At 60.9% G+C, this 24229-nt stretch carries 26 protein-coding genes and 2 tRNA genes; 9 read left to right on the forward strand and 19 right to left on the reverse strand.

Features of this window, described 5'->3' with window-relative positions; genetic code table 11:
• Positions 1-52: 52 nt before the first annotated feature.
• A complete protein-coding gene (locus tag DBZ32_RS01795) occupies positions 53-418 on the reverse strand; it encodes a peptide-binding protein (RefSeq protein WP_119165423.1) in 366 nt (121 codons plus the stop codon).
• A gap of 161 nt (positions 419-579) precedes the next feature.
• Here DBZ32_RS01795 and DBZ32_RS01800 point away from each other — a divergent pair.
• The 3 genes from DBZ32_RS01800 (at position 580) to DBZ32_RS01810 (ending at position 1145) form a co-directional block, all read left to right on the forward strand.
• Positions 580-656 (forward strand) — tRNA-Pro (locus DBZ32_RS01800).
• 76 nt (positions 657-732) lie between these two features.
• Positions 733-1038: an ETC complex I subunit gene (locus tag DBZ32_RS01805; protein ID WP_119165424.1), complete on the forward strand. Its 306-nt coding sequence runs from the start codon at positions 733-735 to the stop codon at positions 1036-1038.
• 30 nt (positions 1039-1068) lie between these two features.
• A tRNA-Arg gene (locus DBZ32_RS01810) sits at positions 1069-1145 on the forward strand.
• On the opposite strand, the gene DBZ32_RS01815 is transcribed toward DBZ32_RS01810, so the two are convergent.
• The 9 genes from DBZ32_RS01815 to DBZ32_RS01855 form a co-directional block, all read right to left on the reverse strand.
• Positions 1104-2786 (reverse strand): recombinase family protein, encoded by a 1683-nt coding sequence (locus tag DBZ32_RS01815; protein ID WP_119166298.1) that lies wholly within the window; start codon positions 2784-2786, stop codon positions 1104-1106. The genes DBZ32_RS01810 and DBZ32_RS01815 overlap by 42 nt on opposite strands.
• A gap of 15 nt (positions 2787-2801) precedes the next feature.
• Positions 2802-3050: a hypothetical protein gene (locus DBZ32_RS01820; protein ID WP_119165425.1), complete on the reverse strand. Its 249-nt coding sequence runs from the start codon at positions 3048-3050 to the stop codon at positions 2802-2804.
• 130 nt (positions 3051-3180) lie between these two features.
• The gene (locus DBZ32_RS01825; RefSeq protein ID WP_119166299.1) at positions 3181-3489 is read right to left on the reverse strand and encodes a HigA family addiction module antitoxin; all 309 of its coding nucleotides are present in this window, start codon (positions 3487-3489) and stop codon (positions 3181-3183) included.
• Between the two features lie 9 nt (positions 3490-3498).
• Positions 3499-3795, reverse strand: a complete 297-nt coding sequence (locus tag DBZ32_RS01830) for a type II toxin-antitoxin system RelE/ParE family toxin (protein ID WP_119165426.1) — start codon at positions 3793-3795, stop codon at positions 3499-3501.
• A 199-nt stretch (positions 3796-3994) separates the two neighbouring features.
• Positions 3995-4768 (reverse strand): hypothetical protein, encoded by a 774-nt coding sequence (locus DBZ32_RS01835; protein WP_119165427.1) that lies wholly within the window; start codon positions 4766-4768, stop codon positions 3995-3997.
• Between the two features lie 34 nt (positions 4769-4802).
• Positions 4803-5522: a hypothetical protein gene (locus DBZ32_RS01840; protein WP_162906514.1), complete on the reverse strand. Its 720-nt coding sequence runs from the start codon at positions 5520-5522 to the stop codon at positions 4803-4805.
• 247 nt (positions 5523-5769) lie between these two features.
• Positions 5770-7854 carry a DUF3363 domain-containing protein gene (locus tag DBZ32_RS01845; protein ID WP_119165429.1) on the reverse strand — a complete coding sequence of 695 codons (2085 nt, stop codon included), beginning with the start codon at positions 7852-7854 and terminating at the stop codon, positions 5770-5772.
• A gap of 348 nt (positions 7855-8202) precedes the next feature.
• Positions 8203-9099, reverse strand: a complete 897-nt coding sequence (locus DBZ32_RS01850; RefSeq protein ID WP_119165430.1) for a LysR substrate-binding domain-containing protein — start codon at positions 9097-9099, stop codon at positions 8203-8205.
• Between the two features lie 120 nt (positions 9100-9219).
• Entirely contained in the window at positions 9220-10728 is a 1509-nt protein-coding gene (locus tag DBZ32_RS01855; RefSeq protein WP_162906515.1) for an MFS transporter, read from the reverse strand.
• A gap of 122 nt (positions 10729-10850) precedes the next feature.
• On the opposite strand from DBZ32_RS01855, the gene DBZ32_RS01860 reads away from it, so the two are divergent.
• The 5 genes from DBZ32_RS01860 to DBZ32_RS22780 all read left to right on the forward strand — a co-directional run bounded on the left by DBZ32_RS01860 (position 10851) and on the right by DBZ32_RS22780 (position 16066).
• Positions 10851-11822, forward strand: coding sequence for a LysR family transcriptional regulator (locus DBZ32_RS01860; RefSeq protein WP_119165432.1), 972 nt, complete (start codon positions 10851-10853; stop codon positions 11820-11822).
• A 168-nt stretch (positions 11823-11990) separates the two neighbouring features.
• A complete protein-coding gene (locus DBZ32_RS01865; protein WP_119165433.1) occupies positions 11991-13082 on the forward strand; it encodes an SDR family oxidoreductase in 1092 nt (363 codons plus the stop codon).
• Positions 13083-13299: 217 nt separating this feature from the next.
• Positions 13300-13563, forward strand: coding sequence for a hypothetical protein (locus DBZ32_RS01870; RefSeq protein ID WP_162906516.1), 264 nt, complete (start codon positions 13300-13302; stop codon positions 13561-13563).
• A gap of 26 nt (positions 13564-13589) precedes the next feature.
• Positions 13590-15569: an ATP-binding protein gene (locus tag DBZ32_RS01875; protein WP_119165435.1), complete on the forward strand. Its 1980-nt coding sequence runs from the start codon at positions 13590-13592 to the stop codon at positions 15567-15569.
• Between the two features lie 41 nt (positions 15570-15610).
• Positions 15611-16066, forward strand: coding sequence for a DpnI domain-containing protein (locus tag DBZ32_RS22780; RefSeq protein ID WP_119165436.1), 456 nt, complete (start codon positions 15611-15613; stop codon positions 16064-16066).
• Between the two features lie 75 nt (positions 16067-16141).
• Here DBZ32_RS22780 and DBZ32_RS01885 read toward each other — a convergent pair whose 3' ends face one another.
• From DBZ32_RS01885 to DBZ32_RS01915, 7 genes are all read right to left on the reverse strand, one after another.
• Entirely contained in the window at positions 16142-16813 is a 672-nt protein-coding gene (locus DBZ32_RS01885) for an NnrU family protein (RefSeq protein ID WP_119165437.1), read from the reverse strand.
• A complete protein-coding gene (locus DBZ32_RS01890; RefSeq protein WP_119165438.1) occupies positions 16814-18049 on the reverse strand; it encodes an NnrS family protein in 1236 nt (411 codons plus the stop codon). It abuts the gene before it with no gap.
• A 1-nt stretch (position 18050) separates the two neighbouring features.
• Positions 18051-18302: a DUF6522 family protein gene (locus DBZ32_RS01895; protein ID WP_119165439.1), complete on the reverse strand. Its 252-nt coding sequence runs from the start codon at positions 18300-18302 to the stop codon at positions 18051-18053.
• Between the two features lie 40 nt (positions 18303-18342).
• Positions 18343-18756, reverse strand: coding sequence for an RrF2 family transcriptional regulator (locus DBZ32_RS01900; RefSeq protein ID WP_119165440.1), 414 nt, complete (start codon positions 18754-18756; stop codon positions 18343-18345).
• A 335-nt stretch (positions 18757-19091) separates the two neighbouring features.
• Positions 19092-19703: a carboxymuconolactone decarboxylase family protein gene (locus DBZ32_RS01905; protein WP_119165441.1), complete on the reverse strand. Its 612-nt coding sequence runs from the start codon at positions 19701-19703 to the stop codon at positions 19092-19094.
• Positions 19704-20110: 407 nt separating this feature from the next.
• Entirely contained in the window at positions 20111-20938 is an 828-nt protein-coding gene (locus tag DBZ32_RS01910) for a hypothetical protein (protein ID WP_119165442.1), read from the reverse strand.
• 180 nt (positions 20939-21118) lie between these two features.
• Entirely contained in the window at positions 21119-21790 is a 672-nt protein-coding gene (locus DBZ32_RS01915) for a PAS domain-containing protein (RefSeq protein WP_119165443.1), read from the reverse strand.
• A gap of 181 nt (positions 21791-21971) precedes the next feature.
• Between DBZ32_RS01915 and DBZ32_RS01920 the strand changes: the two genes are divergently transcribed.
• A complete protein-coding gene (locus tag DBZ32_RS01920; protein WP_162906517.1) occupies positions 21972-22334 on the forward strand; it encodes a hypothetical protein in 363 nt (120 codons plus the stop codon).
• 50 nt (positions 22335-22384) lie between these two features.
• On the opposite strand, the gene modC is transcribed toward DBZ32_RS01920, so the two are convergent.
• Both modC and modB read right to left on the reverse strand, forming a co-directional pair.
• Positions 22385-23536, reverse strand: coding sequence for a molybdenum ABC transporter ATP-binding protein (gene modC, locus DBZ32_RS01925; RefSeq protein ID WP_119165445.1), 1152 nt, complete (start codon positions 23534-23536; stop codon positions 22385-22387).
• Positions 23536-24228 carry a molybdate ABC transporter permease subunit gene (modB, locus tag DBZ32_RS01930; protein WP_119165446.1) on the reverse strand — a complete coding sequence of 231 codons (693 nt, stop codon included), beginning with the start codon at positions 24226-24228 and terminating at the stop codon, positions 23536-23538. Before modB ends, modC begins: the two co-directional genes overlap by 1 nt.
• Between the last annotated feature and the right edge of the window lies 1 nt (position 24229).

Below are 24229 nucleotides of genomic sequence, written 5' to 3' on the forward strand. Positions count from 1 at the left end.
GCGCGGCGGGGTTAAAGGCCAGGGTGAAAGCCGGCGTGAAAGCCGGCGGCGGCTAGGGCAGGCGCTCCAGCACGCCGTCGGGCAGCCAGCCGGTCTCGCCGTCGGCTGTCGTCGCCAGGACGAAGCCGCTCTCGGCGAAGTGCAGCGTCACCTCCTCGCCCTCGGCGACGGTCAGCTCCAGGGCGTCGAAATCGCGGGTCAGGCGCCAGGGCTCGGCGCTGCGGTCGAGCCAGGCCAGCGGCGTCCAGCCGCCGCGTCCCTCCGGGTCCTCCGCCCAGATCCAGCCCTCGATATCGGTCTTCGGGCCGAAGTCCGGCCGTACGGCGGCACCCGCCTCGGCGCGGAAGGGGGCCTCGTAGGGGCGCCGGTAGGCCTGAACGACGCGGGCGCGACTGCCGTCGGGAAAGGGGGTGAACAAAGCGGCCTCCGATTGGGCGGGTTACGGCTACGAAATCTTCACGCGGCCGTGTTTGACTTCCAGTGCAACCGATCCGGGGACGTGGGATCGCTCTCTAGGCGCTCCTACTTCGGAGTGCTATAAGCGCGCAAGCCTGCAGAGCGGCACGGCGGCGGGCGGGCCGGGGAGTAGCGCAGCCTGGTAGCGCATCTGCTTTGGGAGCAGAGGGTCGCTGGTTCGAATCCAGTCTCCCCGACCATATCTTTGACAGGACGACATCTTTGACAGCGCGGCACGAAAGCGCCAGTCGACACCCGAGAGAACGAGAGACCGCCATGCAGGTGCGGATTTACCGAAGCCCCAAGACGGCCACCCAGTCCGGCCGGGCCAACACCAAGCGCTGGGTGCTGGAGTTCGAGCCGCAGCAGCAGCGCAGCATCGAGCCGCTGATGGGCTGGACCGCCTCGGGCGACACGCGCCAGCAGCTCCGCCTCTTCTTCGACAGCGAGGAGGAGGCCGTGGACTACGCCAAGCGCCACGGCTACATGTACAGCGTGCAGCGGCCGAGCCAGCGCGAGGTCCGGCCCAAGGCCTACGCCGACAACTTCAAGTACGACCGCCGCCTGCGCTGGACGCACTAGGCCCTCCCGGTCCATAACGACACCCGGTCAGCGCCCGTAGCTCAGCTGGATAGAGCAGGTGCCTTCTAAGCATCAGGCCGCAGGTTCGAATCCTGCCGGGCGCGCCATTTCGGTTCCAAAGTGGGCACGCCGCCTGCCGTCGTTTGTGCGCTGGCGGCAGTGAGTGTTTTCAGAAGCGCGGTTCGCGAGCCCATGATGCGCGCTTCGGTCTTGTCGATCACCTCGATGCGTTGAGCAACGGCGCGTAGGTGGTCGCGGCGATAGCTGCCGTCGCTCTTGCGCAGACGCTTGCGTGCGGCACTGGCGAACGCTTCTACCTTTTCTTCTGTGAGTTCCGGCCCCGCGCGCTCGATCGCGCCTGCCGCTCGTTCTGCATCAGCCTTTGCCTGATCGCGGATGGCGGAGAGTTCGGCGACACGCCCCTTCAAAGCGGGATCGCCGAGGTCCGCGATGCCGTTCTCGATCGCTTCATAGAGCCGATTGAGCTTGGCGTCGGCCTCCGAAGCGCGCTTGCGCAGCTCGGTGATATGGCTCTGGCGTCGTGCGATATACTCTTCGCGCCGGTTTAGCACTTCCGAAAGCAATGCCGTCAAACGTCGCGGATCGAGCAAGCGGTTTTCGATGTGGCTGGTTACCGCCTTGTCGAGCTTGCCCATCGGCACGGTCGTGCCACCGCAACCGGTGTTGCCTTGCCGTGCGCGGGTCGAACATGTGTAGTAGCGGTAACGCCCGCTCTTGCCGGTCCTCAGCGTCATCGCACCGCCGCAGGACGCGCAGAAGGCGATACCGGTCAGAAGCGTCGGCCCGCTGACCGTGCGGGGCGGCGTCCACTTCGGATTGCGAGATTTGAGATGCGCCTGCACCGCCTGCCACTCTTCTTTTGGTACGATGGCCGGCACCTCCATAACGACATGCTCGGACTCGGGCTTCGGCCGCTTGGCTTTCGAGTCGTAGGTGTTGAAGCGATGCTCGCCGGCATAGGTCGTGCGGGTCAGGATTTGATGGACGGCGGCAATGCCCCAGCGGCCGCCATCACGGGTGCGGATGTCGCGTTCGTTGAGGTGCTTGGTGATGGATTTGAGCCCCATCGGCCCGCTGTCGCCATCGCCGCGTAGCGCCAGCCGGTAGATCAGCCGCACGGTCTCGGCATGGATCGGATCGATCTCCAGCTTTTTCTTGATCTTCGCTCCGCGCTTCTCGGCCTCAACGGTGCGATAGCCGATGGGAGGCAGCGCGCCGTTCCAGAAACCCTGGCGCGCATTCTCCTTCATGGCGCGCAGGACGTGTTTGGCGTTCTCCTTCGACTGATACTCGTCGAACAGCGCCATGATCTGGCGGATCATGTTGCTCATCGGATCGTCGCCCAGGTCCTGGGTGATGGAGACGAGCCGGACATCCGCCTTCGCCAGTTTGCGGACATAGAACTCAAGCTGGAACTGGTCACGGAAGAAGCGCGAGAACGAATGGACGAGCACCACGTCGAAGGGCGTCCCGCCATGAAGCGCTGCGTCCATCATACGCTGGAACTCGGGACGTCTGTCGTCGGTCGCCGACTGGCCCGGCTCGAAATACTCCGCCACAATCTGCCAGCCCTTGGCGGTGCAATAGCGCTCGGCCTGCCGGCGCTGGTCCGGGATGGAGAGATCGTGTTCGGCCTGACGGTTCGTGGAGACGCGCAGATAGAGCGCGGCGCGAATGGCGGGGCTATCAGGCGCAGCCTCCGGTGAGCGAGAGGCTGCGTCAGTCATGGCTTGATCCTCGGATTAGGGAAGCGGCCCGAACAGCTCGTCCAGGATGTCGCCGAAATAGGCTTCGACGATGCGCACTTCCGCCTCGGTGACCGGGACGACCTCTGGCCAGTCATCGGTGATGCGGAAGGCTTGTCGTGCGTTCCTGCGGTGACGTGTCTGCGAACCGGGCACCGGAACATAGTCATAGAGATCGAGCGGAGCGGCCCCCATAGGCCGGCGACGCTCGATCGGTTTGCCGCGATGATGCCGGGACTGCGCCATCCCGCCATGATCGGCGTCGAATAAGCATGGCGGAACCGGCCATGTGTACGCCAGGGCGCGACGCGCGTCTTGGCGTGCAAAGACAGGCGCACGGTGGGTGTAGCAACCCGTCTCGCACAAACGGCGATCATCACGCCGCCTTCTTCAAAGGCTTGGCCCGGTCGATCCGCTTGCGCTTCTTCGGATCATGCATCGCTTGCCACAAATCGTTGCGGCGCTGGAGATTGAGCCAGAAGTCAGGACTGGTCCCAAACACCCGCGCCAGGATCAGCGCCGTAGCGGCTGTCACGTTGCGCCGGTCGTTGCACAGTTCGTTCACATGCTTGCGCTGCACGCCCATCGCCTCGGAGAGCGCCGCCTGGGTCAGTTCCATCGGCTTCATGAACTCCTCAATGAGGATTTCCGAAACGGGGGCCGGCTTGCGCTTGGTCATCAACATCATTTCACCTCATCGGTAGCTATGGTCGTCGAGATAGACGCCGCTGGCTTCGCCTTTGCCGCCATCCCAGGCGAAGATCAGCCGCCACTGTTTGTTGACGCGGATCGAATGCAGGCCGGCGAGATTGCCACGCAGCTTCTCGAAATGATTGCTTGGCGGCACGCGCAAATCCTGATCGGTCATCGCGTCGTCGATCATCTGGAGCTTACGGAACAATCGGCTTTCGAGATCGGCGGGAATGCCCCGCGAGCGCACGTCGTCGACGAAGAAGGCGCGCAGCCACTCATCCCGAAAGCTCGCAATCATTCAACAACTCCACAGGGAGATTGTGTACCACTCTATGGTGCACATAGCAAGCGCAACCCAACCTATTGAGTGTTCTCAGGTGCCCAAGGATGTAGCGCCACTTTTCACATCGCCCCCAAGACAAAGGCGATGCTCGCTAACAAAATCAACAAATACCCCTATACTTCGGAGTTAGCGAACCCCGATTTCAAATAAAGCTCTAATCCTTCATTTCTAAGAAATCAGCCCCTTCAACTTTACGCTGACCCGGTGGAAGTATTTGCGCTGTGTCGTGCTTCTGGTCGAAGTGTATCATCGCTTTGTCGTGTAGCGTTCGTAGGACGTTTTTACGCAGCCTCGAACCGTTCTTGTATTCCGACCATCTGAGGAGGTTCGAAACCAAAACTGCCTTGTTCTCGGCATAGAGCAGGATGAGCACCTTATCTTCCGCCGATCTTCTGGGATCCAGAATACGTCGAATTTCACCGCTCTGCCAAATGATCTGGTGGGTTCTAGCGGTTACAGCTTCTACAACTGCACGGGACTCCGCGACGGGAAGTTTCGAGAAAAATCTCACAAACTCAGCCACGATCCACTTCATGCCGCGAAGGTAAAACTCTGCGTCCATGTGGTTTGGATCGATCTCGCCACTCACGTGTCCTATCGCCCGATTGTTGCGCAATTCATAAAGGCCTATGAGGACGCGAGGAATCTGTATGCAAAGAGGCCTTCCGCGAGTCTTATTGTGCTGTTCTAGCTTCTGGCAGTCATGAAACATACTTTTTGGTTTACTCGGAGACGCCGCAAATGTGCCTGTCGCGTGTCCTTCGCATATCGTGTAAGCGATCTCGCAGAACTTGCCTGCTTTCGTTCCGACCTTCTCCCAGTCCCCGGCGCGATATTCTGACACTGCCTCCTCAAACTGATCGAGGAGCGGGTCGAGTAACGCCGCAGGGATCGCTGAGAGGGCAGCTTTAATGTCGATCGGGTTCAATGGAAGTTTCCTCAAAGAGCTTCATCGGCTCGAGCTAGGCGGTCTGGTAGACCCACAGGTCTTTGTTCCCCACCTTCTTCTTCGTCCGTTTGAGTTTTCCAACTCGAACAGCCTTTAAGAGGAATTGGGGGATGCTTGTGCGTGCGATGATGACGCCGACTTCATGAAATCGGTCTTGAACATCTTTTAGCGTTCTCTCGTCATCAAAGAAGCCGTCCTCGATCCAAGCCGAAAATCGCTCGCCGGCCCCGTTGTTCGCACTTTTCGACGCCTTCTTTGCAGCCTTTGGCTTTGTACCGCTGTCTGCATCGCCAGATGACGTATCCACCGTCTTCTTAGCTTTGTTGCGCTTCCGTGCCTTCGGCTTTGGCGTTGTGCCACCGCCACTGAGCTCGGATTTGATCGCCTCCAAGCTGCCAGCTCGAGCCGAATACTCACCGCCCTTCGACGTAATCAGATGCCGATCTTTGAGGTCTTTCAGGGTCGGGCGAAGGGTGCCGCCAGGTATCCCCAAATGCTCTTCCAACTCAGCCGGTTTCAAGGCAGTGGTCACCGTTTCATCAACTACGAACTGCCAACCTACCTGCGCCGTCAGAAAGACGAGAATCTTCGCCTTGTTTGATAGTCCGGCGAAAGCAGGCGTGAATATGATTTCCCGAGCATCTGCATCATAACGAATATAGTCCGCTATAACTTCTTCGATTGCGGCCTCAGTCAGAGCTGCCTTCTGCGCAACCAGGTCTTTCAGTGCCACCAGCCTCATCCTTCGATTCGTTTCAGTCTATAAACGAATACACAAATACACGAATACCACAACCGATTTCTCAAAAACGGGGATAGAGGACTGTCGGGACCTGAATGGGCGCTAATTAACTCGCGGTTTTTGGTGAATTTGGTCTGGCGAGTTTCAAGCTCGGTGGCTTCGTGATTGAAGGGCTGTTCTCAGATAGCTCAGCTTATCACTTTGCAGCGGAGGACGACCGCTTCCTCCTCCGGTTTCCTCAAAGCCCCAGTCCCCGCTGTCGTCCGAAGTCCCAATCCACCCCGCCGCTGGACATGGCGATGCCGGTGATATGCTTGCCGAGCTGCTTCTCTAGTGGCTGGCTCCAGGGCACGAGGCTGAACCCGAGCCCGTCGTCGATCATGGCGAAGCGCCCACTGGCGAGTTGGGTCGAGCCGACCAGCGTGCCCGCGACATAGTTGCCGGTCTGCGCAGGCTCCCATACGCGCCCGCGCTCGGCGGCGCGCGCCTTTCCGATGCGCTCGACCTCCTGGCGTTCCAGCACCGCGACGGTTTTGTGCGGAATGTTGATGTAGCCATCCTTCGCTGTGGCGTAACCCATATCGACGAGACGCTGAGCGCGCCGGTCGAGTGCATCATTGACCTCCCGGCCAAACCCATGTGCCGCGACCGAGAGAGGCCGGCGTGCCGTCAGCTCGCGATCGAGCCAGGTCGCGCCGTCATGCGTGACCTGCTGGCTGAGCGGAATGGGTGAGAGGAGCTTGAGGCGGGCATCGCGGCCGTCGCGCTTGAGATCATGGGCGAGACCGCGCTCAGGCAGGTCGGCGGGAATGGTCCAGTGTTCGGCGTGGATGCGCTCGACGATCCCAGCGCGCCGCAGCGCCTCCAGTCGCCGGACATGGGCTTTGACGAACATCTCGGGATCAGTGCGAAGGTCCTTCGCCTGGACGCGCGCCACCTCAAGATGCTCCGACGGGCTGTAGACGCCATCGGCGCCGGTGACGGCCAGGATGTTGCGATCGGCGGCGCGGGGCGTGCGCGGGGGCGGCGTGGCTTCGACGATCACGCCGCGCCCGATCTCCTCGGTACGAGACGCACCCACCTCCATGTGGTGGATACGGCCATCGACGCCGTCGATGACGAGATGCAGGCGCTCGCCCAGCTCATCGCTGCCGAGGCCCTTCGACAGGACGCGCCCGGTCACCGGCTCGGCCAGTTCCGCGCCATGCATCACATAGCGTGCGCCACGCCGCGGTTCGGCAAGGCCGGCCTCGTTCAACGCCCTTTGCATGGTCTTGATGATGTCATTGCGCGTGCCGAGTTCCCGCAGGGTGCCCTCAGCCTCCGGGGCGATCGTCCACCGGCCCGGCGTCACTTCGGTCGCTAAACCCATGCGCTCCAGATGGCGCGCCCGGTCGATGAGCAGCGCCCGGTTCTTCCGGAATAGGACGCGCATGTCCTTGTCGGGCCGCAGATCGGCGAACTCGCTGCGCGCCTCCTGCTCGGCGATCAGCATCCGGTCGAGCCGGGTGAAGCGCTCGGCATGAACTTCGCTCTGAAGCTGCTGCGATACCTCCTGCTCAGCCTGACGGCCCAGCTCCCGCGTGACGATCTCGCTCGCCCGCTCGCGGATGCCGTGGGCGATATAGTCGCCGGCGATGTTGAGCGCCTTGCCCTGATCGGTGACGCCGCGCAGCAGGACATGGGTATGCGGATGACCGGTGTTGTGGTGATCGACCGCGATCCAGTCGAGCTTGGTGTCGAGATCGGCTTCCATCTGCTGCATCAGATCACGAGTGGTCTCGCGCAGGTCGGACAGTTCGACGCCGTCCTCGGCTGACACGATGAAGCGGAACTGGTGTCGGTCCTCGCGACCCCGTTCCAGGAAGGCGCGGCCGTCCTCGACATCGCGCCCGGCGGAGTAGACCTGGCCCTTCTCGTCGTCGCGGGTCATGCCATCGCGCTCCAGATAGCGCAGATGCGCGTCCACTGCCTTGGCGCTGACGAACTGTCTTCCGCGCCGGCCGCCGCGCTGCGGGTTGAGCTTCACGATCCGAGCCTTCACCGCCACGCGGCGCGACCTTGTGCGCTCGCCGGTGAGGCTCCGGCTCCAACCGTTCCGGCCCTTCAAACCCGCCGCGACCTTCGCGCCCCGGCCGCTCGCATTGAACCGGCCGCTGCGCTTCCCCCTTCCGGGCAATCGGTTCGGATCGCCGCCCGCCCGGCGGATCGCCTGATGCACCTCGCCCATAAAGGTCGCCGGGTGGTGGCGCACCGGGCGCGACACGCCCCGATCGCGGACCCTACCGGGACGGATGCGAATGCTGTCGTGGTCCTGTGCCATGGAAAGACGATCGGGCGAAGAAATCAGCGGTTCAAGAGGATGAAAGCGTCGAGCGCAGCGTGGCGAAGAAAGACAGGTGCAATCGCAGAAACGGCGATCTGTCGATCACCGCACCTCGCAGACAGCACCGTTAAAGGCATTGAAATTAAAGGAAAATCGCAAGCATGCGGCACCGCCGCACATTGCGGCCTCTGAAGGGCGAGGCGCAAAAACCATGTGCAGACAGATGGCTAGGAACGAAATTCCGGCAGCGAGGCAACTCGCTTTATCTTGCCATCCCCTTCCTTCCCTCCGCTGTCGCTCTCAATCCCTGACGTACAGCAAAATGCCATCGGACTGAACTGCAACTTACTGCGCTTGAAAAGTGGTAACAGCCGCGCTCGCGGTGCGCAGAAACTGCGCTACGATGCCTTGCATATCGCCCTCAGGATATGCCGCCGCGACGCACATTCGATGCCCTTCGGACGACAGTGGGCGTGTCATGATACCGTCCATTGCAACGCCAGAAAACGCACCCGGAACCAGCGTCACGCCCGCCCCGGATTGCACCAGCATCGCCATCGTCAGCCTGCGAAACGCTCGGGCAACAATGCGCGGCTGAATGCCCGCCGCGACGAAAATATCCTGACTCTGGGCATGGCAGCCGGGGCCAAACTCGGGATGCGCGGTGATGAAATTCTCGCCCGCCAAATCGCCTATGGAGACGGTTTCCATGTCCACGAAGCGGTGATCGCTCGGCATGGCGACCAACCAGTCCTCACGCCACAGTTCATCAAGCTGAATTCCATCCCGACGCACTGGCGGCAGCAAGAGACCGGCATCGATTTCGCCACGCCGAAGTGCCGCCGGCTGCATAGCGTTCGGTATCTCGAACAGGTCTAATGTGACAGCTGGGCAGCGTTCCCGGTGAGCGGCAATGATCGCCGCGAATGTCGGTGTCGTGGCATCTTCGCAGATTGCCAGCCGCAATCGGCCTTCAGTGCCGAACGCCACCGCCGCAATTGTTTCGCGCGCCCGGTCAACATCCGCGACGATCCTCCGCGCGTCCGCGAGAAACACGCGCCCGACTTCTGTCAGGCGCGCGCCCGTGCTTCTGCGTTCGAAGAGCGTGACGCCGAGTTCGTCTTCCAGGGCCGCAATCTGACGCGACACCGCCGACTGATTGACGCCGACAACATCGGCCGCGCGGCGAAAACTCAGCTCATCGGCCGCTGCCAGAAAATAGCGAAGGCGGCTCAGTTCCAATTAGAATTCCCACTTTTTCTGCGAGAATTGCATCTGTTCTCTTGGCTTCACCGGTCTCCAAAAATGCAACGATGTCATCGACGAGACGGCAAGGCGCCGCATAACTTGTGAAGCGCAGCTTCAACCATTTCTGTCCGCTAGAGCGATCGAAGGCTGTATTTCAGTAGGCCGATCCTTGCGAATGAGCGCAAACGCCAACACCGCTCCAACTGCGGCGATGCCGGCCGCAACGAAGCAAATCGTGCTGAACGCATTTATGAACGCGGTGTCGGCTGCGATCCGTGCGGCGTCGGCATTCGATAGTCCAGCCACTGCAGCCTCGATATCGCCGGAAGCCACCCGTTCTGCAAAATCGCGTCCTTGGTCAGCCAGCGCGGAGACAACCATCCCGCCGAATAGCGCGCCCAAACCAGCGATTCCGATCCCGTAACCGAACTGGCGCATAGTGTTGTTGATGCCCGACGCCATGCCGCTGCGCTCCGGCTCAACGACACTGATCGCGACGTTGGAAAGCTCCCCATTGATAAGTCCAGCGCCGATTCCGGCGATGAACATACCGGCATAAACCGCACCTATTCCGAACTGAGGCATCAAAGCGATGCAGGCTGCCCCGCTTGCAATGATGAGGAGGCCGAGCGGGAGGAAAAGCTTTGGGGATACGACTGCGGCAAGACGACCACTGACCGGTCCCATCAGCAGAAGCGGTACGCCGAGCGGCAGCAGAGCCAGGCCCGCCTCCGTGGGTCCGTAATTCACCACACCCTGAAAGTAGAGCGGCAAATAGACGATCAGCGTAAAGAACGCGGCGGCAATGACCACCGCCACGATCGACGCGCCAGTGAAGGTCCTGTCCGTGAAGAGCGACAGATCAAACATCGGCCGCGACTGACGTAGCTGCCCAGTAATGAAGATTACTGTCAGCACAACGGTGGCCGCAAGCAAAGCGAGGACGATGGGACTGGTCCAGCCAAGTGCGTTGCCTTCGATCAGGACGTACATCAGCACGAAGAACATCGCCGTAAAGCTGCCGAGGCCGAGCCAGTCCAGTTTCTGCGACAGCGGATCGCGCGATTCCGGAGTGCTCCAATGCGTCAGCAGAAGCAGCGGCAAGCATACCGGCACCATGGAGAGAAATATCCATCGCCAGCCAAAAGCATCGGTGATCAACCCGCCGATCAAGGGACCGAAGACTGCTCCGGCACATACAATCACACCCCAGATTGCGAAGGCTCGGACGCGCTCGCGACCATGGAAATCCTGAACGATGAGCGCGAGACCGGCGCTGAGCATGAATGCCGATCCGAGCCCGGCGATACCCCGCCCGATGCTGAGTGCAATCGGGATATTGGCGAGTCCGCACATGATCGAGCCGGCAAGGAAGGCCAGAAGGCCAAGCTGGAACACCAATTTGCGGCCAAAACGATCTGCCAGAGCGCCGCCGGTCAGCACCAAGGCGGCGAAGGTCAGAACATACGCGTTCACGATCCATTGCAGGTCGGCAAAAGTAGCATCTGTCGCTTGCTGAATTGCGGGAAGCGCAACCACGACTACGGTGGTTGCCAAGGGTTCGAGAAAACTCGCTATGCAGATTGCGATCAGCATAGCTGTCCGGCGGTCGATCAGAGTCATCGTGATCATCTTTCACATCAGGGCACATTGATTTTGAAAGACGATAATTGGCGCGCACGGCAACACAAACAGTTCATTCGTGACTTCACTTGGGACATAAGGTGTGCAATCAGTGTTCCGCTATGGCCATTGACCGCATCACAGACCTTGCCGCATTCGTTCGTGTCTCCGACGCTCGAAGTTTCACGATTGCTGCGCAGCAGCTGGGCCTGTCTCGCTCGGCCGTAGGCAAATGCGTGGTGCGGCTCGAGGATAGCCTTGGTGTGCGCCTGCTTCAGCGTACGACCCGCAGCGTTACCCTCACACACGAAGGCGAGGCCTTCTACGCGCGTTGCGTGAGGGTTCTGGCCGACCTCGAAGAAATCGAACTCGATATGGCAAGCCGGACGGAGCAACCGCGCGGACGGCTCCGGCTCGATCTGCCGGTGTCCTTCGGTCGCCTTCATGTATTGCCGGTACTTCACCGCTTCATGGAGATGTGGCCCGAGGTCGTGGTGAACGTCACCTTCACGGATCGCTATGTCGATCTCATTGAGGAAGGCATTGACGTCGCCATCCGAATTGGAGGCGAGGAAGACAGTCAGCTTGTCGGCCGCACTCTGGCTCGGCATCGTCTGGTCACCTGCGCGTCGCCTGAATATCTGGCATCGCATGATGCTCCGATGACGCCGACTGATTTGGGCGATCACAGTTGCCTCGCCTTTACTCATGGCGGTCGTCCGACAGAGTGGCGCTTTCGATCTCAAGTCCCGGCGGATGGGGCCGAAACAGCAGTAAATGAGCAGTTTGTTCGGGTGCACGGGCGGTTTTGTACGAGTAACTCGGAGTCGCTGCGAGATGCAGTGCTCGCCGGATATGGCATCGGGCAACTCGCGACTTTTCTTATCGGCGCTGATCTTCGCGCTGGCCGACTGCAACCCATTCTTGAAGACCATGCTCTGGACGGGCCACCGATCCGCGTCGTTTATCCGACCGGTCGGCACTTATCGCCCAAGGTCCGCCATTTTATTGATCTGTTGGCCGAGACCTGGCGACCCGAGCCGCCTTGGGACGAGGCGGCTGATGTGAGCCGCAATAGTCCCACCGTCCCCTGAGAGGGGACGCACATTCCCCAAAATAACTCCCATCTCCAAAGCCGGAAATGAACTGGAGAACAGGAGAACCCCTTGCCAAACGCCACACAGCTCTGCTCGAAGACTATAGCTGCCGAGCAAATGGCGCCGTCATTCGATCGCGTACGCATAGAAGTCCAGGCGCGATAAGTGCGTTACACCGCCTTAGTCGTCGGTTCGACCGGAATGGCCGGTAGCAACCTTTCAAGACTCCTAATCGACAGGGGCTGGCGCGTGGTGACGCTCGCACTTGAAAGAATAGAGACGGAAGGTTCGGTCAGCCATGTCGCCTTGGACCTAAGGGATCGGGCTGCGACGAAGTCTGTGCTGGGAAAACTGCCCTGTATAGACAAGCTTTTCTATTGCACTTGGTCGCCGCAACCGACGGAAGCCGAGAACTGCATCGTCAACCGCGCGATGATCCGCAACGTGTTGGACGGGCTCGCCAATTCGTCGCTTTCCCATGTCGCGCTGGTTACCGGTCTCAAGCACTATCTCGGTTCTTTCGAGGCCTACGCTACCGGGTTGCCTTACACCCCGTTTCAGGAGGACCAGCCACGGTTGCCCGCTCCCAACTTCTATTATGACCAAGAGGACGAATTGCTCGATGCGGCCGAACGGCGGGGATTTTCGTGGAGTGTGCACCGCCCCCACACGCTTATCGGTTATGCCCTCGGCAACGCAATGAATATGGGCGTGACACTTGCGGTCTATGCGTCAATCTGCCGGGAGACGAAGCGCCCCTTCGTCTTTCCCGGTTCCGCCGCGCAATATGGGGCCGTGACAGATATCACCGATGCCCGGCTGCTGGCGAACCATCTGGCTTGGGCAGCGACCGAACCGATTGCGGCAAACACCGCATTCAATGTCGCGAATGGCGACCTGTTTCGTTGGGAAAGGATGTGGTCGCGTATCGCCAGCTATTTCGGCCTGACACCTGCGCCATTGCCTGAAGAGCCTCGACCGCTCGCCCATCAGATGGCGAATGCCGATGCGGTCTGGAAAGACATCGTCGACAAGCACGAATTGGCCCCACATGTGGCGACCCATCTGACCTCATGGTGGCACACCGATTCCGATCTCGGCCGCGAGATCGAATGCTTTACCGACATGAGCAACAGCCGCGAGCGCGGGTTCCTTAGCTGGCAGAGAAGCGAGGCGTCATTCTTCGACCTCTTCGATCGATTGATCGAAGAGCGTGTTATTCCTGATTTCCGAAGTGATTGGGCGCGACTTAGGTGAGGCTGTTGATCTGAGCTAGATGAAAGGATCTCTTCGTACGAATACTCGAATATCTGATGCTGGCCTCCCGCCGCACGACGCAGCACGGCTGCATTGTCGCCTCCACATGTCTCAAATGCCGAAAGCCTCAACTATCATAGTGCTATGGCGAAGACGTAGTTCTCTTGTTCATCCAAAGCTGCGCGCCATTTTTCATCGAAGACATGGCGACCGACGTTTGCCTTTGACGGCGGCCGAATGTACCCAGCGGGATCGCGACAACCTCGATCTGACTGCGACGCTGGGCCTTGCAGTCCGCAAGTCTTCTCTGCTCGCCGGCTTCTGCGATTACCTTCCGTTTGTTCAAGGAAAGGTCGCCTGGGTCGTCGGGGCGAAGAAATCCAGCGTGCCGCCCAGCGGGGTTGCAGAGAAGCCGGAAAAATACAATCATAGACTGATTGAATGCACGCGGACGCATGAGTTCAAGACCAAGGCAGATTAGAAACGCGATGTTTAGCGGAGAAGCAGGTGCCAAACTTACATACCGATGTCATTGGGCAGGTTGCGCGCCTTCCGCTCAAGCCGTCAGAGACCAGCGCGCTATTGCCTCTCTATGAGGCCGTCAGCAATTCTTTGTACGCGATCAGTGAGCGGTTTGGGGATGACAGACTTGCTGAAAAAGGCCGAATCGACATCGATATTCATCGCGATACGCTTGAAGACGGCAGCACCCCCGTCGCTGGTTTCATGATACGCGACAACGGAATTGGTCTGAATGAGGAAAACTTCGCCTCTTTTTGCACACCCTTCACCCAGCACAAGATAAGCAAAGGCGGTAAGGGCATCGGTCGTCTCGGCTGGCTAAAAGTTTTCGGGAACATCACCGTCAGTTCATCTTTTCTCAACGGTGACACTCTGAAGCAGGTTGAATTCAATTTCGTTCTGCGCGAAAGCAACCAGGTCGATACCAAAGAGCCCTCAGACATCGCGCCAAAGGAACCCGGAACAACAGTCACATTGAGTGAATTCTTGGACTCTTACGGAGCAAGGTGTCCGGTTAAAACAGATACAATTGTTCAGCGAGTTATCGCTCACTTCCTACCTGTTTTTGCTGGCGATAACTCTCCTCTTATCTATTTACACGACAACGGCGTCATTGATCTTCAAAAAGAGTTCAAAGAAAAGATTAATGAATCAGTTGAGCAGATTATTGAAGTCGAGATAGAGAATAAAAATCAACCCATTATTGTTCGTCATATGAAGTGTGACAAAAGTATCCGCCCTCGTGGTTCGGTCAACAACTGGATGTGCTTTTGCGCCAATGATCGTGGCGTAAAGGAGTACGGCATTGACGATCAGATTGGCCTGGGCTCTCTTGACGGCGAACAGATTTACGTTGGAACCGTCACAGGTGACTATCTCGATACCCACGTCAATCCACAACGCACCGACTTCATTTTCGATCCTGAAGAGGGACGTTTGATACGGCGTCAGGTTGCGTCTAGCGTCAAAGAATTTCTGAAGGAGTACGTTGAACAGGCGCTTGCACAAAAGAAATCGATTGCATTCGAAATTATTAGAAAACACCCGCAATATATTTATGTTCAAGATGAAATTGACCAATTTGTAGATAACCTTCAAGCCAACAGCAATAACGAAGAAAGAATATACGTAGAAATGGCGCAGAATCGCTATCGCAGGCAACGCCGTTTTGATGGCGTAAAGCGCGATATTGATGCTGCGCAGAAATATGATGAAGCTATTGCCGGTAAAATCGACGAGTATAAAGGATATATATTAGATGATAAAAAGGGTTCACTTTCTGAATACGTTATAAAGAGAAAAGCTGTTCTGGATTTACTCGATAATTTTCGTGGTTTTGCTGAAGCGGATGACGAAAAACATCATCTTGAGGAAGCGATTCACCAACTCATATGTCCGATGCGAATTGAATCGAGTGAGATTCATATCGACGACAATAATCTATGGATCCTAGATGACCGGCTCGCTTTCTTTAATTTTTTTGCTTCCGATAGACCGATCAAAAGCTACACGGAGTCAGACTCAGGTCGTGAGCCGGACATTGCCTTTTTCTATGATAGTTGCGTTGCCTGGAGAGAAAGTGAACGTTCCTGCGATACCGTCATACTAGTCGAGTTCAAAAGGCCTGGCCTCGAGGACTATACGGACAAGAATGATCCTCTAATGCAGCTTATGGACTACGTTACGCTGTTTAAGTCCAGTAAGACCATACGCGACAGAAAAGGCAATGTGATTTCGGGGATTGGCGCGAACACATCATTCCATTGCTATATAGTTGCAGATATTACTGCCGGACTCACAAAGCGTCTGAGGGGTAGATTCAATTCAACGCCAGACGGCAAGGGGCTTTTTGGTTACACCCTAAACCCTGACACCTACGCCGAAGTCATTCCGTACGACAAATTGCTGCTCGACGCACAGGCGCGGAATTCAATTTTCTTTGATAAACTCGGTCTGAGTGAGTGATGTGTATTTGTCTTTTTAGTGTAATTTGATCGGTTTCTCTAATGCCAACTCAGCACCAACAGTTGGGAGAGAGCGGCGAAAATGCCGTTTGTAAACTCTGCTCCTGTCCATCTTGTAAAAGAGCAAAAACTCTTAAACGGCTCCCAAGAAATTTCAAATGCGCTGACGTAATATGTGATTTTTGCGGCTTCTTAGCGCAGGTCAAGGCAACAAGGTCTAAGAAGAGATGTGAAATTCCGGATAAAGTATTGGGTGCTGCGTGGGCGCCTCAGAAAGAAAGAATGGACGCTGGTATCTATTTTCCGCTGTTTCTCGTTATTTTTAATGATGATTATTTTAATTTTTCAATCTATTATTTATCGGCTGATCTTCAAGAGCAGTCAATCTTCGAACCTCGCAAACCTCTTCGGGAAACTGCAAGAAGGGCCGGGTGGCAAGGGTTTCTATATAATCTTCGAACAGCAAAAGACCGATTTGTTCGAGTTTATGGTAGTTAGAAGCCTATTCGAGTGTCGCTGTATGCACTTGCCTTGATCTGAGTTTCCGTCGACGAAGCTGTGTTTGTTTAGTCATCACGGCAGCGGCGAAACGCCGAAGAGCTGCGGGTGCAGGAGCAGTAGCAGAATGTAGAGCAGCGCCGCCGCACTGAGGCGCCAGGCCAGATCCACCGTCAGGTCGGCGCCTGTCGGTTTCGGACTCTCTCTTACCCGCTCGACCAGGTCCTCCCAATCCTCCCCCATCTGCCGGCGTTTGCGGCGGTCGATCAGGCGCATGCCGAGCAGGGCGAAGGCGGCGAAGCTTCCGAAGAGCAGCAGGTGGGCGAGATCGCCGTTGGGCGGCATGTGCGCGGCGGCCCAGATCGCCAGGGCCAGCAGCAAGGGGTGGCGCGTCCAGCGGACCAGGCCAGGCCGGGCGGGGTCGAAGGTCTCGTTCTTCAGGCCGCCGAAGGAAAAGGGGTTTGGGCGGCCGAGGCCGAGCGCCACCAGCAGGCAGACGGCGGCCATGGCGGTCAGCGGGATGGTGGCCTGCCAGGGCGCCCAGCCCCAGAGCGGCAGAAAGGGCGCGCGCCCGGCCGCCGCGATCAGCCAGGCGAGCAGGGCCAGGGACAGCAGGGAGTAGCCGAGCGTGAAGCCCTGCGGCCCGAGCCCGGCGACGAGCCGCCTCTTGACCGGCGGCCTGACCGGCAGCGCGTGGGAGAGGAAGAAGGCCAGAAAGGCCAGGGCGTACTCGGTCCAGCCGGCCACCTAGCGCGGCTCCCTCCGCCGGCGGATCAGCAAGGGCCCGTAAAGCAGCGCGAAGCCCGCGAAGCCGGCGCACCAGAGGGCGGCGGAGAGGGCGTAGAGTGTCGACGCCCAGTCGGGGAGCAGGCCGCCGAGCAGACGCGCGATCACCGAGGCGATGACCAGCAGATAGAGCCGGGTCGTCCAGGCGTCGGCCGTCAGGTCGCGCCCGCTGTGGCCGAGGGTCGCGCGGGTCATGACCGCCAGCGTCATGACGCCGATCCCGCCGGCCATCCAGAGGTGCTGGGCGGCGACGTTCGTCAGCGCGCCGGGCCAGAGGATCGCCGTGCCCAGGGCGAACATCCCGAGCGGCAGGAAGGCGTAGCCGACATGGAGGATCCAGACCAGCGGCTCGGCCCCGGTCCGCAGACCCTGCCAGCGGCCCAAGCGCAAGGAGAGCGCCAGGCCGGCCGCCAGCAGGGCGATCCCGCTGCCCGGCCAGGCGGGGGCCGCCACCCAGCAGAGCAGCGCGAAGAGACTGATCAGCAGGACGACCTTGTCGAAGGCGCCGAAGGGCGCGGGGAAGGGCCCTTTCGGTTGGCAGGAGCAGGCGGTCGAGGAGGTGGCGCCGCGCCTCACCAGCCAGTTCCGGGTGAAGGAGGGCACGATGCGGCCGCCGATCACCGCGATCATCATGACGGCGGCGGCCAGACCGAGGCGCAGCCCGAGTCCGGAGGCCGCGTGGCCGTCCTGCCCGGCGGCCTCCCAATGGAACAGGACGTTGCCGGCGATCAGGGCGCCGAGCAACAGCAGCACGATCAGGTTGCGCCAGTTCTTGCCGGCGAGGATCTCGCGCAGGATGACGGCGGCGAGCAGGCCCAGGAAGGCGAGATCGACCAGCCCCACCGTCCAGGCCGGCAGCAAGGCGGAGACGGCCACCGCGACGCGCCCCAGCAGCCAAAGGGCGAAGAGGCCGAAGAGCGGCCAGCCGACCAGCGGCAGCCGGCCGGTCCAGTTGGGCACGGCGGTCAGCAGGAAGCCGGCGACGACGGCGCCGAGATATCCGAAGAGCGCTTCATGGGCATGCCAGGACAGGGGATCGAAGGCGGTCGGCAGGCTCAGCCGGCCCGACAGCATCGGGATCCAGAGGGCCATGATCAGCGCGGCCCAGAGTCCCGCGGAGAGGAAGAAAGGCCGGAACCCGAAGGACAGGATCGCCGGTCCCGACCAGGCCCGAAGCTGCTCCGCGGAGGACGTCATGTCAGCGGACCGTCTGCGTGTGAAACCGGCCCAGAACGGTCCCGTCCGCGGCGCAGGTAAAGCGAACGCTGGCCCCCCGGTACTTGAAGGTCAGACGGAAGCGGCCCGCGTCCGCACCTTCGCCGCGCTCGTAAAAGGTGGTGAGAGCGCCCTTGCGCAGAAGCTCCGGTACGGCGGCGGGCGCAAGATCCAGATAGGGGGCGATGTCTTCGGCGGACACGATCGCGCCGTCCTCCGTCAACTCGACTTTCATGGGCGGGTTCTCCCTCCGGCCTCGAGGCGAACAGGGCGGGTCATGCCGCGAGGGGTTCCAGCGCGCAGTCGGCCAGGGTGTAGCGGTTCAAGCGACCGATGAAGGCCTCCTCGGCCTCGGCCAGCATCCTTCGCAGCCGGCAATTCGGCGTAATCGCACAGGCGCCGCCGTCGGACTGGAAGCATTCCACCAGCGCCTGATCCCGCTCCAGAAACCGCAGGACCTCGCCGATCCGGATGTCTTCCGGCCGGCGGGCCAGGACCGCCCCGCCGCCCGTCCCGCGACGGGTCCGGACAAGGCCGGCACTGGACAGCGCGGCCATCACCTTCGTGAGATGGTGACGCGATATGCCGAACTCCTCGGCGATCTCGGCGGTCGAGAAGGCGCGGCTGGGCTCGCTCGCGATCCGCATCAGCGCGCGCAGACCGAAGTCCGTGAAGGAGGTGAGGCGCATGGTCTTCTCCGGCTCCGCCGTTTAAATCAGCATTTGAAATACCACTATACGGCTATAAACCACTCCAGGCCCATAATATGTATTTCAAATACCTATTTAGAGAAGCGGAGGCGACTCCTCGTCGAGCGGCGTCTGTCGCGGCCGGGTTTTCACGATTTTAAATGATATAAAACAATACATTAATCTAGTAATATAATCTAATTTCACAAGTTTGATCGTGAATCGGGGCGGAGGTCGCGCCGGCTCCGGAACCGGTGGACTCTTGCAGCTTGGCCAAGAGGCCGCCGGTCTCTCGTCCTTGGTTTTTCGTCCCCCGGTCTCTCGTTTCCCGGTCGCTAGTCTCCGCCGGCAGTGGCCTTCAGGGCTTCGGTCTTCGGACTTTCCTCCGCGGTTGCGGCCGGTCGGCCGGGGATCCGGCAGAAGCCTTGCGGCGGCACGGCAAGCGCGCTGTTGAACTTGCTCGAAAGATTCTGAAAGGCGATCAGCCCGGTCAGTTCGACGAGGGCATCTTCGTCGAAATGGCGTCGCAAGGCGGCCATCATGCCGTCGTCGACCTCGCCGTCCGACCGGGTCATCGCCTCCGCGTAGGCCAGCGCCGCCTTTTCCGTCTCGTCGAACAGCGGGCTGTCCCGCCAGCTGGGCAGAGCCTCGACCTTCTCGAGGGAGACCCCACGCTTCATCAGCGTGGCGGAGTTGAGGTCGACGCAGAAGCTGCAGTGGTTGATCTGCGAGACGCGCACGGTCAAGAGCGAGCGCAAAGGCGGAGACAGCGGCGACGACCTGCGGTCGATCATGCCGTAAAGCAGGGCGACCCCCAGAAACAGGCGGGGCGCCCGGGCCCAGAGCAACGCGGCCTGCAGGTGCGAGCCGTACTTGCGGCGCTGATTCCAGAAGAAGGGGCGCAGATACCAGGCGACGCGATCGATCGGCTTCGGCTCTAGTCTCACAAACTGACTCCCCTCGGTGGCGGGTCCGTGGGCTTGCGAACAGACTATCGCGCTAAAGCCGCTTCAAGGGTCCGCAAGGTTGTCGAAGCCGAGGACGATGTCCCTCGTCGCATCCGTCTCGGGCCTCCGTGATTCACTTGCATCTAGAGGTGTGGTCGATGGGGCGGGACCACAACGGCTGGACAGTCGCAGCTCGCGAAATCGTGCGGGGTTGCAGGACTCGGACGGTCTTCCGACTCTCGGCGGATCGCGGGGCGGGAGGGGGGAGATCTCCGGAGTGATACGGTCGACTCACGGCATCGCCGCCTGGAATCGGATCGTGGGAACTGCCGGCACATCCAGACGGACTGAAGAACTGGAGGCGACGACCAGGCCGTCGCCGCTCTCCGTCCAGGCGGTGTCGGCGCCTACTGACCGAGCCCCGGAACGAGCACGATCGGCCAGAAGATCGGAAGAACGGCCAGCGCGGCGGTCTTTCCCCACTGGGTGAAGACGATCCCCCGCTGGGCCGCATAGGAGAGCCAGAGGGCGGCGAGCAGCGCTATGGTCGTGATCGCACCGAACTCGCCGGCCGACACGAAGCCGACCGCACCGCCGGGCAGGACGACCGCGCCGGGTTCTATGCCGAGCCCCTTGAAGGACGCGATCACGAGCCGGCCGAGTGAGATATTCGATATGGCGATCAGTGCGAAGAGCACGTGATCCATATGGAGGGCGATATCACCTTTGCGGGCGGCCTGCCAGGCGAGTGCGAAGTAGATGGCGCTTGCCCCGACGAGGACCGTGATCTGAAGCGTACTCGCCAGAGACGCCACCCCGCGCCCGACCACGGAGGAATCCCAAAGCATCACCATGCCCGTGGCGACGTAAGCGAGGTACAGCGCGACGACGAAACTGCCTTGCCGCCGATGCCAGGTGCGCTTGGCGCTCCCTCTCTGCGCGGCACTGCGCTTTCCGGTTATCTTCAGTCCCAGCAGCGCTTGCAGAGGAAAAGCAACGAGAAGAAGGACGCCGACCAGGGCGTGGGTGGCATGGGCGACGGGCGCGACATCCTGATAGGCGGTGCGGACCGCCCATTCGCCGGTCACGGCAAAGATCGCGTAGGACAGCAAGAACGGCACGACCAGCAGGAAGAGCGCCGCGATCAGATAGCGGGTGAACAGCCGCCGGGGAGGGGAGGCGGAACGCTCCGCGGCCGAGACCGCAGGGTGCCGAACGGAGACAGCATCGCTCATCAGTCGACCTCGAGGCAGCCTGGACCCATGCGGCGAAGGCCTCACGTTCCGCAATCGTTCGTTGACCTGTCTCGCGACATAGGAGATTGCAGCCAAATCGGCAAGCGAGTCGGAAGATTCCGCGTAGGACCCCTGTTATATCTCTGTGGCCAGCCCTGCCGACCGCGCGACACGACCGCTCTAGATGCGCAGGGCGGCGGCGAAGCACTCGCCGTAGCGCGGGTCGAGCGCTTCTTCGAGCTTCAGCCCGCAGTCCGCCATGCCCCGGCAGACTTGGAAGTTCAGGATGACGTCTACGGTGTGGCCATCGCCGGCGAGCGGCAGGTACAGCCGTTCGGTGAGAACATCCAGGCTGTGGGTGGGTAAGGGAACCCGGCTGCGGCTGTAGAGCGGGCGGCGCCGGGCGAAGACCCATCGATAGAGCCCAAGCTGATAGGCGCGATAGGCGGGATTCTCGAAAAACGCCGAAAACCGCAGGCCGGTTGGATTGATGTGGTCGGTGTCGACGAGATGACTTCCAACCAGCCGGAATCGGAAGTCCTCACCGCCGTCCAGCACCTCCGACAACTCGATGTAGGGGAGCAGGCGGGGAACCTCCGTCGGGTCGAGATCCCCGCGCGCGGGGAGATGATCGGGCTGAAGCTTCGACGACCAGTAGCGCAGGCCCTCACGCAAGATCTCCTCGGCGATCTCTTCGGGGGCTATCTCTGGAGGATCGATTTCCGGCGCCGCGCTCTCCGCGGCGATACCTGCCGAATCGTTTGCTGTCGTTGGGATCGTTCCCGCCGCCATCGCGGTCGCCGCGGTATCTCCAGATGTATCTCCCGGTGGAGCCTTCGTGTGCTCAGGCATGTTTTCCCCCTCCTCCCGTCCCCGTCATGCCTCCGCGCTCGCTTTGCGTTCGTAGCTTCGGCAGAGCTTCCCAGCAGCGCTTCCTGCTTGTACGACGAGGGCTTTTTGCCCTACCACGAACAGGAAATCGACCTTGTTCGGTTGCATTAACATAAAAATAGACAGTTAGAGGGTGAAGCGAATGGGTGAGTGCACGATGTGCCGCTGGCTGGGTGGCACGGTCTTGGGGGGTATTGCGCTCGTTGCTGTGACACTTGCGGCGGTCGACGGCAGATCGGCATGGGCGGCAAGCGATCTGCCGGAGGTCGAGGCGCCGGACTTCGCCGAAGCCGGCGAGGTGATCGACTCCCTGGAAACGATGATGGACGCGATCGAAGAGGTGAAAGAGGCGGAGGGGTGGCGCGCGCTGCGGGCGATCGATCAGTGCGATACCGCCATCGACATCATCGAGGACAAGGTCACGGCGGCGGCCTACGACGCGGAAGCCGGCGAACGCAGTTGGCAGCTTTGTCACCATCGCTACCAGGTCTTGAAGCTGCATTAGACCAGATAGCGACCGGTCGGGCCGACTGGTTCGGCCAACCTCATTCCGGCTCAGTTCCCCTGCGGATCGGTCTCGCTTTGGGCAGGCCCCATGAAGCGGCCGCCGGCGGTCGGGCGGCCGCCGAGAGCGTGGCGGTCGATCGCGGCTGACTTGACCAGAGCGTAGACGCTGGAGCCGGGCGCCAATTCCAGTTGTCGTCTGGCGCGGCCGGTGATGCGGGCCCAAAGCGGCGCGCCGCCGACGTCCAGGCGCACGTCGACTTGAGCACCGCCTTCATCGCTGAGGTCCATCACTCTTGCTGGGAAGATGTTCTGGATCGAGAGCCCTTCCGGGCGATCGCGGGAGAGAGCGACGTCGCGCGCTCTGATCCGCAACCGCAGCTCCGTGCCCGCCGGAGCGTCCAGGCGCGGCACGACCAGCCGCCCGCCGGCGAAGTCCAGTTCGCTGAGATCGTCGTCGAAATCGTGCCGTGCCAGATTGGCGACGATCACCGCGCCCGCCTCGTAGCGTCCGGTCAAGGGACGCAGGTCCAGCCGGCTGGTGAGATCTTCCAGGGGCCCGTTCGCCACAACCTGCCCATCGGAGATCAGGATTAGCGTATCGGCCAGGCGTACGATCTCTTCCATCGCGTGGCTGACGTAGACGATCGGCAGTCTGAGTTCGTCCCGCAAGCGCTCGACGAAGGGCAGGATCTCCAGTTTGCGAGTCTGGTCCAGGTTGGCCAGAGGCTCGTCCATCAGGAGCAGGCGCGGGTTGGCCAGCAATGCCCGGCCCAGGGCGACGCGCTGTTTCTCGCCGCCGGACAGCGTCCCGGGGCGTCTGTCCAGCAGCGCGGTCAGACCGAGCAGATCGACCACTTCGACAAGCCCCGTCCGCCGCTCCTTCGCCGGGGCGCGGCGCCAGCCGTAGAGCAGGTTGTCCTGCACGGTCAGGTGTGGAAACAGCCTGCTTTCTTGGAACACGTAGCCGATGCGCCGGCGATGAGCCGGCAGGTCGATCCCCTTTGCGCTGTCGAACAAGGTCTCTCCGCGCAGCACGATGCGGCCGCGGTCGGGACGCAGCAGGCCCGCCAGCATGTTGACGAGCGAAGTCTTGCCGGCGCCGGAGCGACCGAAGAGGGCGACCACGCCCTCGGCGGGACAGGCGAGGTCCGCTTGCAGCCTGAGATTACCGAGGCGTTTTTCGATGGAAATCTCGAGCATCAGCCGGCAAGGCGTCTCTGGAGCCTGCGGGCCAGAAACTCCGAACCCGCAAGGGCCGCCAGAGCCAGCAGGACGGAAACAACCGCCAGTCGAAGGGCTCCTGACTCGCCGCCGGGCGTTTGTGTGAAGGTGTAGAGCGCCAGCGGCAGGGTCCGGGTTTCGCCGGGAATGTTCGAGACGAAGGTGATGGTGGCGCCGAACTCGCCGAGCGAGCGAGCGAAGCCGAGCAGGAGCGCGGCGAGCAGGCCCGGTGCCATCAAAGGCAGGGTGACGGTGGCGAAGACCTGCCACGGGGGCGCCCCGAGCGTGCGCGCTGCGGCCTCGAGCTTGCGGTCGACGGCCTCGAGCGACAGCCGCATCGCCCGCACCATCAAGGGAAAGGCCATCACGGCCGAGGCGACGGCCGCGCCTTGCCAGGTGAAGGCGACCGTGATGCCGAACCAGTCGTCGAGGACCTGACCGAGCGGTCCGCTGCGACCCAGCAGCACGAGCAGCAGATAGCCTATGACGACGGGGGGTACGACCAGCGGCAGATGGACCAGGCCGTCGAAGACGAGCTTGCCGGGGAAATCGCAGCGCGCGAGCAGCCAGGCTGCCGCCAGGGCCGGAAGCAGGCCGCCGGCCACGCTCCAGAGACCGACGCGCAGGGACAGGTCGATGGCGGCGATCTCGCTCGCCGAGAGATCGAACATC

This window comes from Algihabitans albus, assembly GCF_003572205.1.
In the GTDB taxonomy this organism is placed as follows: Bacteria; Pseudomonadota; Alphaproteobacteria; order Kiloniellales; family DSM-21159; genus Algihabitans; species Algihabitans albus.